The following is a 13,038-nucleotide window of genomic DNA, read 5'->3' on the forward strand; positions in this document are numbered from 1 at the left end:
CCGCCCACAGCGCTGATGCCGCACCGGTCGCAGTGCTGAGGCCCTCCCGCCGCCCTTCCGCCCCTGCGCCTCCCACCGCTCCGCCGAAATGGCATTCCGGCAGGAAAAGTGCGAGAAGCGCCCTGCCGGAATGCCATTTCGGCGAAAGAACGGGGCGGGGCACCCGGCGAAGAGGTCCGGGTCAGGCCGGGGCAGGCTGCAGCGGGTAGATCAACTCCAGTTCGCCGAGCAGGGCCGCGACGGTCAGCAGCGGCAAGGCCGCGGAGACCCCGAGGGTGTCGTCGAGCGCCTCCGAACGCAGTGCGAGCACGAAGTCGTCGCTGATCGGCACCCACGCGTGCGCCGGATCGAACCGGCCGGCCAGCCGTGCGCAGATGGCGTCGACGTGGACCTCGATGATCTCCCGCACATTCGGGTACGCCCACAGCGGTGGCGGCGTGGGGATGTCGGCGATCAAATCGGCCGAGGCGCGCAGCCGGATCGCCCGGTTGAACGAACGCACCACCGGCGCCCGGAAGTCGGTCTCCCCGCTGCTCTCCGAAAGATACTGCCGCACTGCGTCATCGACGACGCGAGAGGCGTTCAGCGCATCGTGGCTGAGGGTGACCAGCTCGTCGGTGCGCTCCTCGAAGGCGCCCCGGGTGACGCGCAGCACCGCCACTTTCAGGTAGCGCGCGAAGATCGCGCGCGCCGAGTCGATCACCCGGGTGACCGATGCGGTGGCGCCCCGGGGCCACAGCAACACCGACACCATCACACCGACGAGGGCCCCGACCACGACGTCCTCCACCCGGATCAGTCCGACCTGCCACCCGGTCGGCACGATCAGGTTGAAGAAGATCAGCACCATCATCGTGAACGCCGCCTGGGCCGCGGTGAACGACGCGATCTCCGGGACATATGCCGACCCGAAGACCACCAGCGGCATCAGGACCCACAGCACCGTCGGATCCACGCCGACGAAGTTGATCACCACCGCGCCGATCAGGAAGCCGATGCCGGTGCCGATCACCGCACGCCACACCCGGGTTCCGGTGGTCAGCGCGCTGCTGCGCAGCACCGACAGCGCGCCGAGCACCACCCAGAAACCGTGCTCGACCGGGAAGACATGAGTGACGGCCACCGCCAGCGCCAACCCGAGCCCGGTGCGCAGGCTGTTGCGCACCGCCACCGAACGATTCGCCAGAAACCCGGTGGTGATCTGGGTGAGCGCCCGGGTCTCGGACAACAGTCGCTCCGACGCCCCGGTCTCGGGCAGTCGCAGACCGAGGGCGCGGGCCCACACCGGGCGGGCGTCGGCGGCCGCGGCCGCGGCGATGATCCGCCCGGTCGCGCCGATGGTGGCCGCGATGGTGCGCCGGCGCAGCAGTTCCCGGCCCAGCTCCACCGCGCGCTCGTCGTCGGCCGCGCCCAGGATCGCCTCGAGGTCCTCGCGGTAGCGGCCCCGGGCCGCGGTGCGCAGATCGACCAGCGCGGCATCGAGTTCGGCGCGCCACGCGTCCCGGCCGGCGGGATGTGAGATCCGCAGTACCGCGGCCGCGCAGCGCAGTACCCGCACCGCGGGATCCTTCATGTCGGCGAGCGCCGCGCCCGCCTTCTGGCCGGTGCGGTCGGTCACCCACTCGAGGTCGTCGACCACCCGGACGAGTGCGCGGCTGCCGGCGGTCAGGCCGACGGGGCGGTAGTCGGCCCCCAGGAACGTCTCCCGCAGCCGGTTCATCGCGTGCGAGACATCGGTGGCCGAGGCCGCCCCGTCCAGCCGGTCGGCCAGCGTCCGGCAGGCCCGCGCGGCGCGCCGGCGCAGCTGCCCGTGGTGCCGCGGCGGCAGGATGAACAGCGCCGCCGGGACGCACACCGCCAGCGCGATGGTCCAGCCCAGCAGCCGCTCGGCGACCGGCCCGGTCGGCGTGCACGCGGGCAGCACGAACAGCAGCAGCGTGGACCGCTGACCGGCCGCGATCGTCTCGCTGAGCACCCCGCAGAACGTCACCGCCACGCCCAGCACGAACATCAGCGCCACCGAGGGCACCGGATAGGGGGCGATCAGGGTGCCGAGGGTGATCAGCACGAAGCCGTTGAGCGCCAGCCCGCCGTAGGCGACCGCGCGGTTCTGCCGGTTGCCCGGAAAGTCGGCGAACACCAGCAACGCCACCGAACCGAAGATGGTGAACAGCGGTGTCTGCGAACCGCCGCCGACCGCGAACCCGACGGCCCCGGCCGTCGGCACGATCACCGCCGCCCGTACCGCGCGGCGGAGTGCGTCGTGGTCGGGATCGCGTTGCCGGATCCGGTGTGCGATTCGCTCAACCAGCCCGCGCGGGCCCTGCGTCATCAGTGCGCGAGCACCTTGACGGCGATGACCAGCAGACCCACCCCGGCGAGCAGCACCACCATCATCACCTGCCGCCACCAGGGCAGCTCGGTCTTGCGGACGGCGAGCAGCGCGATCAGCGCCAGCTCGACGACCAGGATCCACTGAGCGATCCACACCGCGGTGTCGGTGTCGTAGACGCCGATCCCGGCCAGTGCCAGCGCCCCCAACGGCAGCACGCCGGCCTGCAGGATCTGCCCGGACGCCTGCAGCATCCGCAAGCGCTCGACGCCTTGCGGCGCACGCGAGTGCACGCTCATGTGCGCGACCCAGTCCGAGAGCAGGCTGGCCAGCCACAGACCACCCAGCGCGACCGCGACATCGATCATGCGGGCCCATCCGCTGGTTTCGTCACCGGTGTAGCGGGTGAGCACGGCCAGCGTCGCCAGGCAGGAGATCGCCCCGTAGAGGCGTTCGCGCAGCATCGCCACGGTGTGTGCGACGGGTACCGGCAGGTCCTCGGCGTCGGTTCCGGCGCGGGTCTCCGGATCCCCGGTCTGCTCACTCATCGGCGGGCACCGACGCGAACCGGCCGCCGTCGAGGGCGGCGAGAAGCTGCTCGGCGATCCAGCTCAGCCCCGCGGTGTCCATCGGCAGCAGCGTCTGCTCGTAGCCGACCAGAAGGTAGACCGCCCATGCGGCGAACAACTCGGCCTGTCGGGGAGTGGCCAGGATCTCCAGCGCGCACTGATACATCGCATCGTGGCGCTGACGGTCCACCTCCGCCTGGACCGCACGCACCTCGGGGTCGATCGCGCTCCAGACCCTGATCGCGGCCTCGGCGCCGTGCGGCAGCAGCAGCCCGGCGTGGATCAGGCTGTCGATGCGCTTGCGGGGGTCCGGTTCGGCCTGGACGGCCTCGACGACGTTCACGGTCAGCCCTTCGTACCAGTGCGCGACGAGCTCGTTGGTGTAGACCGACCAGCTCGCGAAATAGTGGTAGAAGGATCCGCTGGTGACGCCCAGCCGTTGGCACACCTCGGCCAGTTTCAGGCCGCCGTAGCCGAGATCGGAGAGCACGTCGAGGCCGGTGTCGAAGAACGATTCCCTCGAGGCGACTCCTGCCATGCCTGAGCACGATAGTTCGACAGCGGCCGAGTGTTCACCCGTGGTCGGTGCGCGAAGGGGGTGCAGGCCACCCGGCGGCGGCGCGTGTTGTTTGCTGGATGGACACAATCGGGCAACGGACGGCGCCGGCCAGCCAACATCCAGTTGATGTGTGACACAATCCGACCGTGCCGCATACGGCGAGTCGAGGCCCGGGCCGTCCACCCGCAGCGAAGGCTGCCGAGACGCGACATCGCATTGTGTGCGCTGCCCGTGAGGTATTCAGCGAACTCGGGTATGACGCGGCGACGTTTCAGGCCATTGCCGTGCGCGCGGACCTCACCCGGCCCGCCATCAACCACTACTTCGCCAGCAAACGAATTCTCTGGGGCGAGGTGGTCCAGCAGACCGATGCCGCGATTGTCAGCGCCGGCGTCGCACATGCACATGAGCAGACGTCGTTGATCGGAAGGCTGTCAGCCTTTCTGTCCGTCGCGACCCAGGCCGAGGCCGAGGATCGTTCCGCGGCGGCGTTCCTGGTCACGTCGGTGCTGGAAACCCAGCGCCACCCGGAACTGGCCAGCGAGCGGCACGATCCGCTGCGGAACTCGCGCGCGTTCGTGACCTGGGCGGTCGACGACGCGATCAGGCGTGGGGAGCTGAGCACCGACACCGATGTCGGCCACCTGGTCGAGATGCTGGTCGCCGTCGTGTGGGGGATGGGCTTCTACGCCGGGTTCGTCGGCGACCGAGACGAGCTCGGGTTCGTCGTGCACAAGCTCGAGCTGATGCTGGCCAACAAGCTGTGGAACCTCAGCGAGTAGCTCCGGCGCCCCGGGTTCCTGCCGTCTTGCTGTGGGTTTGGGGATCGGCCACATTCATTAGATAGACTTGCGAAGTAAATCTGTTGGATCTGCTCTCCCGGACGGAGCCGTCATGAGTTCACTGCGCACCGACAACGACACCTGGGACATCGCCTCCTCCGTGGGGGCGACCGCCGTGATGGTCGCCGCGGCCCGCGCCGCCGAGACCGACCGGCCCGATCCGCTGATCCGCGATCCGTACGCCAAGATCCTGGTGGCCGATGCGGGCACCGGCGCATGGGAGTACATGCTCGACGACGAGTTCGTCGCCAAGGTGGCCGCGTCCGATGGTGAGGTCGCCGCGATGTTCGAGCACATGGGCAGCTACCAGGCCGTGCGCACCCACTTCTTCGACGCCTATTTCGCAGCGGCCGTCGATGCGGGCATCCGCCAGGTGGTCATCCTGGCGTCGGGCCTCGACTCGCGGGCATTCCGGCTGCCGTGGCCCGCGGGCACCACGGTGTTCGAGATCGATCAGCCCAGGGTGCTCGAATACAAGGCCGCCACGCTGGCCGCGCACGGTGTGCAGCCGGCCGCCGACCGCCGGGAGGTGGCCATCGACCTGCGCCAGGACTGGCCGGCGGCCCTGCGGGGCGCGGGCTTCGACGCGGCGCAGCCCACCGCGTGGCTGGCCGAGGGCCTGCTGATGTACCTGCCCGCCGATGCCCAGGATCGGCTGTTCGAGCAGATCACCGAGCTCAGCGCGCCCGGCAGCCGGATCGCCGCCGAGTCGATGGGGGTGCACGCTCCCGAGCGCCGGGAGCGGATGCGTGACCGGTTCACCGTGATCGCCGATCAGCTCGGCGTCGAGCCGATGGACATCGCCGAGTTGACCTACGACGATCCGGACCGCGCCGACGTGGGGCAATGGCTCTCCGCGCACGGCTGGCGGGCCCGTGACGTGGCGTCGCAGGACGAGATGCGCCGGCTCGGGCGACTGGTCGAGGTCGCCGACAGCGGCGAGCCGTCGTTCTCCACGTTCACCACCGCCGAGCGGCTCTGACCCCCTTCGGGACAGGTGTCCCGCCCGAACGGGCGCTGTTCACCAACCGTCCGGTTGGTTAGGATTCGGGTACTCCGAAGGTCAGGAAGGACCCGTCATGACCACCGAATCCGTCACGCCTGTTCAGGCCGTCGCGGCACCCGCCACCCCCGACATCCCGGCGATCGTGCGCCGGCTCCGGGAGACGTTCGCGTCCGGACGGACCCGCAGCGTCGACTGGCGCAAGGAGCAGCTGCACGCGCTGGAGCGGCTGATGGTCGAGAACGAGCCGGCCATCGCCGCCGCGCTGGAAACCGATCTCGGGCGCAAACCGTTCGAAGCGTGGCTGGCGGACATCGCCAGCGTCGTCGGTGAGGCCAAAGACGCCGCCAAGAACGCCGGGAAATGGACGAAGCGCCGCTACCGCATGCTCGAGATGTCCCAGTTGCCCGGGCTGGGCTGGGTGGAGTACGAGCCGTACGGCACGGTGTTGATCATCGGCGCCTGGAACTTCCCGTTCGCGCTCACCCTCGGTCCCCTCGTCGGGGCCATCGCGGCCGGCAACACCGTCATGCTCAAGCCGTCCGAGGTCGCCCCGGCGTCGTCGGCGCTGATGGCCGAACTGGTACCCCGCTACCTGGACACCGATGCGATCGCCATCGTCGAGGGCGACGGATCGGTGAGCCAGGAGCTCATCGGACAGGGCTTCGACCATCTGCTGTTCACCGGCGGCACCGAGATCGGCCGGAAGGTCTACCAGAGCGCCGCGGCGCACCTGACCCCGGTGACCCTCGAACTGGGCGGCAAGAGCCCGGTCATCGTGGCCGCCGACGCCGACATCGACGTCGCCGCCAAGCGGATCGCGTGGACCAAGCTGATCAACTCCGGTCAGATCTGCATCGCGCCGGACTACGTGATCGCCGACGCCAAGATCCGCGACGAGCTGGTCACCAAGATCGGCGAGGCCATCGCGAGCTACGAGGTCGACCATCCACAGGGAATGCGGATCGTCAACGAGCGCCACTTCGAACGGCTGACCAACGCGCTCGCTGCGACGAAGGGCGACATCGCGGTCGGCGGCAAGCCCGGGGCCGGTGACATGCACATCCACCCGACCGTGGTCGTCGATCCCGACCCCGCCGAGCCGCTGATGACAGACGAGATCTTCGGCCCGATCCTGCCCGTCGTGACGGCCCAATCCCTGGACGACGCAATCGCTTTCGTCAACTCGAGGCCCAAGCCGCTGGCGGCATACCTGTTCACCAAGGCCAAGAGCACCCGCGAACGGGTGATCAGGGAAGTGCCCGCCGGCGGCATGGTGGTCAACCACCTGCTGTTCCATTTCGCCACGAACAAGCTGCCGTTCGGCGGTGTCGGGCCGTCCGGGATGGGGGCCTACCACGGCAAGTACGGGTTCGAGGAATTCAGCCACCGCAAGACGGTGATGGTCAAGCCAACCCGACCCGACGTCGGCGCCTTCATCTATCCCCCGTATACAGAGAAGGCGTGGAAGCTGGCGCGCAAGCTGTTCTAGCGGCGAGCCGCCGGCGCGGACCTTCAAGAGAGGAAGATCAGTGCCAGGAGTGCAGGATCGTGTCATCGTCGTCACGGGTGCCGGAGGCGGACTCGGCCGGGAGTACGCGCTGACGCTGGCCCGTGAGGGCGCCAGTGTGGTGGTCAACGATCTCGGTGGGGCCCGCGACGGCACCGGGGCCGGTTCGGCCATGGCCGACCAGGTGGTCGCCGAGATCAAGGACGCCGGGGGCCGGGCCGTCGCGAACTACGACTCGGTCGCCGAACCCGAGGGCGCGGCCAACATCATCAAGACCGCGATCGACGAGTTCGGCAAGGTCGACGGCGTGGTCAGCAACGCGGGCATCCTGCGCGACGGCACCTTCCACAAGATGGAGTTCGCCAACTGGGACGCCGTGCTCAAGGTGCACCTCTACGGCGGCTACAACGTGATCCGGGCGGCCTGGCCGCACTTCCGGGAGAACGGATTCGGGCGCGTCGTCGTCGCGACCTCGACCAGCGGGCTGTTCGGCAACTTCGGCCAGGCCAACTACGGTGCCGCCAAGCTCGGCCTCGTCGGCCTGATCAACACGCTGGCCCAGGAGGGCGCCAAGTACGACATCAAGGCCAACGCGGTCGCCCCGGTCGCGGCCACCCGGATGACGCAGGACATCCTGCCGCCGGAGGTGTTCGAGAAGCTGACCCCGGAGTACGTCGCCCCGGTGGTGGCCTACCTGTGCACCGAGGAACTGCCCGACACCGCATCGGTGTTCATCGTCGGGGGCGGCAGGGTGCAGCGCGCGGCGCTGTTCCAGAACAGCGGTGTGACGTTCACCGAGGTGCCGTCGGTCGACGACGTCGCCGCCAGGTGGGGCGAGATCACCGATCTGTCGGCGGCCGAGCGGGCCACCTTCAGCCTCGGCTGACCCAGACATGAAAGCGCTTGTCGCGCAGGAGCTGACCGGCCCATCGGGGCTGGCCTACCTCGATGTGCCGGACCCGGCGGATCCGGCGAAGGTGATCATCGACGTGGGCGCGGCCGGGGTCTGTTTTCCGGACCTGCTGCTCCTGCGCGGCGAGTACCAGCTGCGGCTGGATCCGCCGTTCATCCCCGGCATGGAGGTCGCCGGGGTGGTGCGCAGCGCCCCCGCCGGATCGGGATTTCAAGCCGGCCAACGTGTCTCGGCGTTCACCATGATGGGCGGCTACGCCGAACGGGTCGCCGTGGCGCCCGAGAGCGTGGTGCCGACCCCCGCCGACGTCGACGATGCTGCGGCGGCCGCCCTGCTGGGCAACTACTACACGATGTATTTCGCGTTGCAGCGCCGCGCGGGGCTGCGCGCCGGCGAGACCGTGCTGGTGCTGGGCTCCGGCGGGGGTGTGGGCACCGCCGCGGTGCAGATCGCCAAGGCGATGGGCGCCCGGGTCATCGCGATGGTGCACCGGCCGGGCGCGGTCGGGTTCGTCGAATCGCTCGGCGCCGATGCGGTGTTGCCGCTGACCGACGGATGGCTGGACGCGGTCAAACAGCACACCGGCGGCCGCGGCGTGGACGTGGTGGTCGACCCGATCGGCGGACCCGCATTCGACGACGCCGTCCGCGCGCTGGCCACCGAGGGCCGGTTGCTGGTCCTCGGTTTCGCCGCGGGAGGCGGCATCCCGACCGTCAAGGTGAACCGGCTGCTGCTGCGCAACGTCAGCGTCGTCGGCGTCGGCTGGGGCGAGTTCGTCAACCGCACCCCCGGCGCGCAGGCCGAGGTCGCCGCCGGGCTCGGCGAACTCGTCGCCGCCGGACTCAGACCGCCTGCACCCGTGAGCTTTCCGCTGTCCGCAGGGGTGCAGGCGCTGCAGGCCCTGGCCGACGGAGAGGTGCACGGAAAACTCGTCCTGGAGCCGGACACCCGAGGCTGATGGTCCGCGCGCTGGCGTTCGACGTGTTCGGCACCGTGGTCGACTGGCGTTCCAGCGTGACCGCGGAGCTGGAGCGGTTCGGGGCCGCCAACGGGCTGACCCGGGACTGGGCGGCAATGGCCGATGACTGGCGGGCGGGCTATGTCCCCGCGATGGACCGGGTCCGCCGCGGTGAGTCGCCCTGGACCGCGCTGGACGACCTGCACCGCCAACGCCTCGTCGAACTGCTCGCAGCCGCCGAGATCACCGCCACCGATGCGCAGATCGACGAGCTGAACCGGGCCTGGCACCGGCTCGAGCCGTGGCCGGACTCGGTCGCCGGACTGGCGCGGCTCAAGCGGCGATTCATCATCGCCACGCTGTCCAACGGCAACGTCTCGCTGCTGACGAACATGGCCAGGCACGCAGGCCTGCCGTGGGACTGCGTGCTCTCGGCAGAACTGTTCCGGCACTACAAGCCGGATCCGCAGACCTATCTCGGGTGCGCCGGTCTGCTCGGTGTCGCCCCGGGCGAGCTGATGATGGTGGCCGCCCATCCCGCCGACCTGCGGGCGGCCCGCGCCGCCGGACTGCGCACCGCGTTCGTCTACCGACCGGCCGAGCACGGGCCCGCCCGCACGCTGCGCAGGCCACCGGACGGTGAATTCGACGTTCAGGCAGACGATTTCTGCGACCTCGCCGACCGGTTGGGTGCGTGAGCCGCCGGCGTAGCGTGGACGAGGTGAACACGTCTCTGCCCGCGGCGCTGGCCAAGGCGCTGCCGCTGCTCGCCGACCCGCCGGAACACCCCGACGCGGGTTCGGGCTATCTGGATCTGCTGGCCGACCCGTCCGCGCAGGGGCCGGACCGCAACACCGGCGCCATCCAGGCGCTCTGGGCTTCGACGCTGGGCGCCCGGTTCTACGACAACGCGCAGACCATCGCCCGCCGGTTGACGACCATCTGGCAGGAACCCACCCAATGGCTCGACCTGCCCGAGGGTGGGGTGGCACTCGACGTCGGCAGCGGGCCGGGAAACGTGACGGCCGCGCTGGGACGCGCCGTCGGACCGTCGGGTCTGGCGCTGGGCGTCGACGTCTCGGTGCCGATGCTCACCCGCGCCGTGCGTGCCCAAGCGGGCCCCACCGTGGGGTTCATCCGCGCCGACGCGCAACGACTCCCGCTGCGCGACGCGACGGTCGACGCCGTGGTGTCGGTGGCGATGCTGCAGCTGATCCCCGATCCGGCGGTGGCGCTGGCGGAGATGGTGCGGGTGCTGCGGCCCGGCCGGCGGCTGGCCGTCATGGTGCCCACCGCCGGCCCCGGCGCCCGGCTGTTGCGGTTTCTGCCCAACGCGGGCGCCCACGCGTTCGGCGAGGACGAGATCGGCGACACGCTGGAGCGTCTCGGGCTGACCGGCGTGCGCACGAAGAGCATCGGCGCCGTCCAGTGGGCCCGCGGCAGGAAGCCGTGAGCGCCGGCGGCATCATCCTGGTCGCGCTGGCGATCGCGATCGGCCTGGCCGGCATCATCGTGCCGGTCCTGCCCGGCGGCATCCTCGTCATCGGAGCCATCGGGGTTTGGGCCTTCGTCGAGAACTCGGCCGTGTCGTGGGCGACGTTCGGCGTCGCGGCCGCGGTGTTCGTCGCCGCTGAGGTGATCAAGTACACCTGGCCGGTCAAGCGGATGCGCCAGGCGCAGGTACGCACGTCGGTGCTGGTCGCCGGCGCGCTGCTGGGCATCGTCGGCTTCTTCGTGATCCCGGTGATCGGGCTGCTCATCGGTTTCGTGGCCGGGGTGTTCGCCGCCGAGTTGGCGATACGTCGCGACCCCACCCGGGCATGGGCCTCGACCGTGCACGCGCTGAAGGGCGTGGCCCTGTCGGTGGGGGTGGAGTTCACCGGCGCCCTGCTGGCCACCGTGGCATGGGTGGTCGGCGTCTTCCTGACGTAGCCGGCTGCCGCGAGTTCGGCAGCGGGGTCGCGGCGGCGCCTGCGGCGCCGCCGTGCCGCAGAACTCGACGCGAGAGGCTAGCCGTGCAGCGTCGAACGAAGCCGGGCCAGGTCCTCGGCGGTCACCCCGGCGGCATCGAGATAGCCTGCCAGCGAGCCGAACTCGTCGTCGAGGGCGCGGCGCGCGGCGTCCAGGTACTCCGGCCGGACACCCAGCACCGATTCGGTGAGCCTGGCCTCGGCCATCTCCAGCACCTCCGGAGACTCCGCCGCGCGCTCGCGCACCGTCGCCAGAATGCTCTCCCGAAGCTGCGGCACCGCGGTGTTGCTGCGCAGGTAGTCGGCCATGATCGCATCGCGCCGGACGCCGGCGGCCTCCAGCACCACGGCGATGGTGAACCCGGTGCGGTCCTTGCCCGCGAAGCAGTGCGCGAGCACCCGGTTGCCCGAACCCAGCAGCGTGATGACCCGGTGCACGGCGCGCCGGGCCAGCGGAGCGCTCGCGATCCGTCCGTACTCCTCGGTCATGTAGCGCGCCGCCGCATCGGCGACGGACTCGTCCTCGGGTTTGTCGGTCATCATCCGCTGGAACGCGTGCTCGTGCGGGGCCTCCGCGTCGGATGCGGCCGTCTCGACGAACGGCAGGTGGTGGATGTCCACCCCGGCGGGCACCAGGCCCGGGCCGTGCCTTTCGAGTTCGCGCAGCGTGCGCAGGTCGGCGATGTCGGTGACGCCGAAGTCGGCCAGCGCGGCGCGGCCTGCCTCGTCGAGCCGGGACAACTCGCTGGCCCGGAAGAACCGGCCCGGCGCGATACCGGTCTGCTCGGCGACGTCGCGGAAGTTCCAGGCTCCCGACAGTTCCCCGCCGTCCACCGGCCCGCCGGGGACCATCAGGCCGTCACCGCCGGGTTCGATCGGCGGTCCGGCGCTGGACCTGATTGGCGGCTCGCCGCCGGGTCTGATTGGCGGTTCACCGCCGTCGCGAAGGCGGATTTCTCCCGGCCGAGTTCGGCGCGGGCGATCGTGCGCATGTGCACCTCGTCGGGCCCGTCGAACAGGCGCATCGCGCGGTGCCAGCTGTAGAGCCGGGCCAGCGGGAAGTCGTCGGACACCCCGGCGCCGCCGTGCACCTGGATCGCGCGGTCGATCACGTTGCAGGCCACCTGCGGCGCGACCGCCTTGATCTGACTGACCAGCACGTGGGCTTCCTTGTTGCCGTGCTGGTCGATGGTCCACGCCGCCTTCTCGCAGAGCAGCCGGGCCTGGTCGATCTCGTTGCGCGACTTGGCGATCGATTCGCGCACCACGCCCTGCTCGGCCAGCGGCCTGCCGAAGGCGACCCGCGTCTGCACCCGGTCGATCATCAGCGCCAGCGCCCGCTCGGCCGCGCCCAGGGCACGCATGCAGTGGTGGATGCGGCCCGGCCCGAGCCGGGCCTGGGCGATCGCGAAACCGGAACCCTCCTCGTCGAGCAGGTTCGACGACGGCACCCGCACGTTGTCGAAGGTGATCTCGCAGTGGCCGTGCTGGTCCTGCCAGCCGAACACCGGAAGGGAACGACTGATGGTGACCCCTGGTGTCTCGACGGGCACCAGGATCATCGACTGCTGCCGGTGGCTGGCCGCATCGGGGTTGGTGCGGCCCATCACGATGAGGATCCTGCAGCGCGGATCGGCCGCGCCGGTGATCCACCACTTGCGCCCGTTGATGACGTAGTCCCCATTTCCCGCGCGATCGCGCTCAATGGTCGTCTCGATGTTGCGGGCATCGCTGGAGGCCACCGCGGGTTCGGTCATCGCGAAGGCGCTGCGGATGTCGCCGGCCAGCAGCGGCTCGAGCCAGTCCTTGCGCTGCTGCTCGGTGGCGAACAGGTGCAGGGTCTCCATGTTGCCGGTATCGGGGGCGGCGCAGTTGGTGACCTCGGGGGCGATCTCCATGCTCCACCCGGTCAGCTCGGCCAGCGGCGCGTACTCCAGGTTCGACAACCCCGAGACCGACGGCAGGAACAGGTTCCACAGCCCCCGCTCCCTGGCCAGCACCTTGAGCTCTTCGACCACCGGCGGGACGGTGTGGTCGTCGGGGCCGGCCTCGAGGCGGTAGCGGTGGTACGACTCCTCGGCCGGAAACACGAACTCGGTCATGAAATCGGTCAACCGCTCGTGGTAGTCCTGCGCCTTGGCTGACATCGCGAAGTCCATGCCCGTCACGATATGACACCCGTAAAGACGGGTCCTCCCCGGAGTGCACCGCCCGGGGAGGGCCGTGTGCAGAGGCGGTCGCAGACGACTCGCCAGTCCCGGTGGTGACGGTGCGCCCGGTCTCCCGGGGGTGCGACCGCCGCGCACCCGAGCCCGCCTCAGACACCCACGTTTTGCAGCAGAAGTGCGAGCAACTTCCTGCAAAAGGTGCGGATGTGGGAAT

13 protein-coding genes are annotated in these 13,038 nt (G+C 70.2%); 8 read left to right on the top strand and 5 right to left on the bottom strand.

Annotation, left to right across the window (positions count from 1 at the left end; all coding sequences use genetic code 11):
* Window positions 1-181: 181 nt before the first annotated feature.
* The 3 genes from JDV09_RS19325 to JDV09_RS19335 are packed head-to-tail and all read right to left on the bottom strand — an operon-like array spanning window position 182 to window position 3,439.
* Entirely contained in the window at window positions 182-2,332 is a 2,151-nt protein-coding gene (locus JDV09_RS19325) for an FUSC family protein (RefSeq protein ID WP_221370754.1), read from the bottom strand.
* Window positions 2,332-2,880, bottom strand: coding sequence for a hypothetical protein (locus tag JDV09_RS19330; RefSeq protein WP_221370755.1), 549 nt, complete (start codon window positions 2,878-2,880; stop codon window positions 2,332-2,334). Before JDV09_RS19330 ends, JDV09_RS19325 begins: the two co-directional genes overlap by 1 nt.
* A complete protein-coding gene (locus JDV09_RS19335; protein ID WP_221370756.1) occupies window positions 2,873-3,439 on the bottom strand; it encodes a TetR/AcrR family transcriptional regulator in 567 nt (188 codons plus the stop codon). Before JDV09_RS19335 ends, JDV09_RS19330 begins: the two co-directional genes overlap by 8 nt.
* A gap of 167 nt (window positions 3,440-3,606) precedes the next feature.
* On the opposite strand from JDV09_RS19335, the gene JDV09_RS19340 reads away from it, so the two are divergent.
* From JDV09_RS19340 to JDV09_RS19375, 8 genes are all read left to right on the top strand, one after another.
* On the top strand, window positions 3,607-4,242 hold the full coding sequence (locus tag JDV09_RS19340) for a TetR/AcrR family transcriptional regulator (RefSeq protein ID WP_221370757.1): 636 nt from the start codon (window positions 3,607-3,609) through the stop codon (window positions 4,240-4,242).
* Window positions 4,243-4,354: 112 nt separating this feature from the next.
* A complete protein-coding gene (locus JDV09_RS19345; RefSeq protein ID WP_221370758.1) occupies window positions 4,355-5,284 on the top strand; it encodes a class I SAM-dependent methyltransferase in 930 nt (309 codons plus the stop codon).
* A gap of 97 nt (window positions 5,285-5,381) precedes the next feature.
* Window positions 5,382-6,797, top strand: coding sequence for an aldehyde dehydrogenase family protein (locus JDV09_RS19350; RefSeq protein WP_221370759.1), 1,416 nt, complete (start codon window positions 5,382-5,384; stop codon window positions 6,795-6,797).
* A gap of 40 nt (window positions 6,798-6,837) precedes the next feature.
* Window positions 6,838-7,701 carry an SDR family oxidoreductase gene (locus JDV09_RS19355; protein ID WP_221370760.1) on the top strand — a complete coding sequence of 288 codons (864 nt, stop codon included), beginning with the start codon at window positions 6,838-6,840 and terminating at the stop codon, window positions 7,699-7,701.
* 7 nt (window positions 7,702-7,708) lie between these two features.
* Entirely contained in the window at window positions 7,709-8,686 is a 978-nt protein-coding gene (locus JDV09_RS19360) for an NADPH:quinone oxidoreductase family protein (protein ID WP_221370761.1), read from the top strand.
* The gene (locus tag JDV09_RS19365; RefSeq protein WP_221370762.1) at window positions 8,686-9,384 is read left to right on the top strand and encodes a haloacid dehalogenase type II; all 699 of its coding nucleotides are present in this window, start codon (window positions 8,686-8,688) and stop codon (window positions 9,382-9,384) included. Before JDV09_RS19360 ends, JDV09_RS19365 begins: the two co-directional genes overlap by 1 nt.
* Window positions 9,385-9,398: 14 nt before the next feature.
* Window positions 9,399-10,139, top strand: coding sequence for a methyltransferase domain-containing protein (locus JDV09_RS19370; protein WP_221370796.1), 741 nt, complete (start codon window positions 9,399-9,401; stop codon window positions 10,137-10,139).
* Window positions 10,136-10,618 (top strand): DUF456 domain-containing protein, encoded by a 483-nt coding sequence (locus JDV09_RS19375; protein ID WP_221370763.1) that lies wholly within the window; start codon window positions 10,136-10,138, stop codon window positions 10,616-10,618. The genes JDV09_RS19370 and JDV09_RS19375 overlap by 4 nt, the downstream gene beginning before the upstream one ends.
* 77 nt (window positions 10,619-10,695) lie before the next feature.
* Here JDV09_RS19375 and JDV09_RS19380 read toward each other — a convergent pair whose 3' ends face one another.
* On the bottom strand, window positions 10,696-11,508 hold the full coding sequence (locus JDV09_RS19380) for a tyrosine-protein phosphatase (RefSeq protein ID WP_255605648.1): 813 nt from the start codon (window positions 11,506-11,508) through the stop codon (window positions 10,696-10,698).
* Window positions 11,508-12,815: an acyl-CoA dehydrogenase family protein gene (locus JDV09_RS19385; protein WP_304620418.1), complete on the bottom strand. Its 1,308-nt coding sequence runs from the start codon at window positions 12,813-12,815 to the stop codon at window positions 11,508-11,510. The genes JDV09_RS19380 and JDV09_RS19385 overlap by 1 nt, the downstream gene beginning before the upstream one ends.
* Window positions 12,816-13,038 lie beyond the last annotated feature (223 nt).

The organism is Mycolicibacterium xanthum (assembly GCF_019710635.1).
Taxonomy (GTDB): domain Bacteria; phylum Actinomycetota; class Actinomycetes; order Mycobacteriales; family Mycobacteriaceae; genus Mycobacterium; species Mycobacterium xanthum.

Coding starts and splice junctions, on each gene's coding strand:
- JDV09_RS19330 (WP_221370755.1), bottom strand. CDS start 2,880: ATGAGTGAGCAGACCGGGGATCCGGAGACCCGCGCCGGAACCGACGCC.
- JDV09_RS19360 (WP_221370761.1), top strand. CDS start 7,709: ATGAAAGCGCTTGTCGCGCAGGAGCTGACCGGCCCATCGGGGCTGGCC.
- JDV09_RS19345 (WP_221370758.1), top strand. CDS start 4,355: ATGAGTTCACTGCGCACCGACAACGACACCTGGGACATCGCCTCCTCC.
- JDV09_RS19335 (WP_221370756.1), bottom strand. CDS start 3,439: ATGGCAGGAGTCGCCTCGAGGGAATCGTTCTTCGACACCGGCCTCGAC.
- JDV09_RS19325 (WP_221370754.1), bottom strand. CDS start 2,332: ATGACGCAGGGCCCGCGCGGGCTGGTTGAGCGAATCGCACACCGGATC.
- JDV09_RS19365 (WP_221370762.1), top strand. CDS start 8,686: ATGGTCCGCGCGCTGGCGTTCGACGTGTTCGGCACCGTGGTCGACTGG.
- JDV09_RS19380 (WP_255605648.1), bottom strand. CDS start 11,508: ATGGTCCCCGGCGGGCCGGTGGACGGCGGGGAACTGTCGGGAGCCTGG.
- JDV09_RS19350 (WP_221370759.1), top strand. CDS start 5,382: ATGACCACCGAATCCGTCACGCCTGTTCAGGCCGTCGCGGCACCCGCC.
- JDV09_RS19385 (WP_304620418.1), bottom strand. CDS start 12,815: ATGGACTTCGCGATGTCAGCCAAGGCGCAGGACTACCACGAGCGGTTG.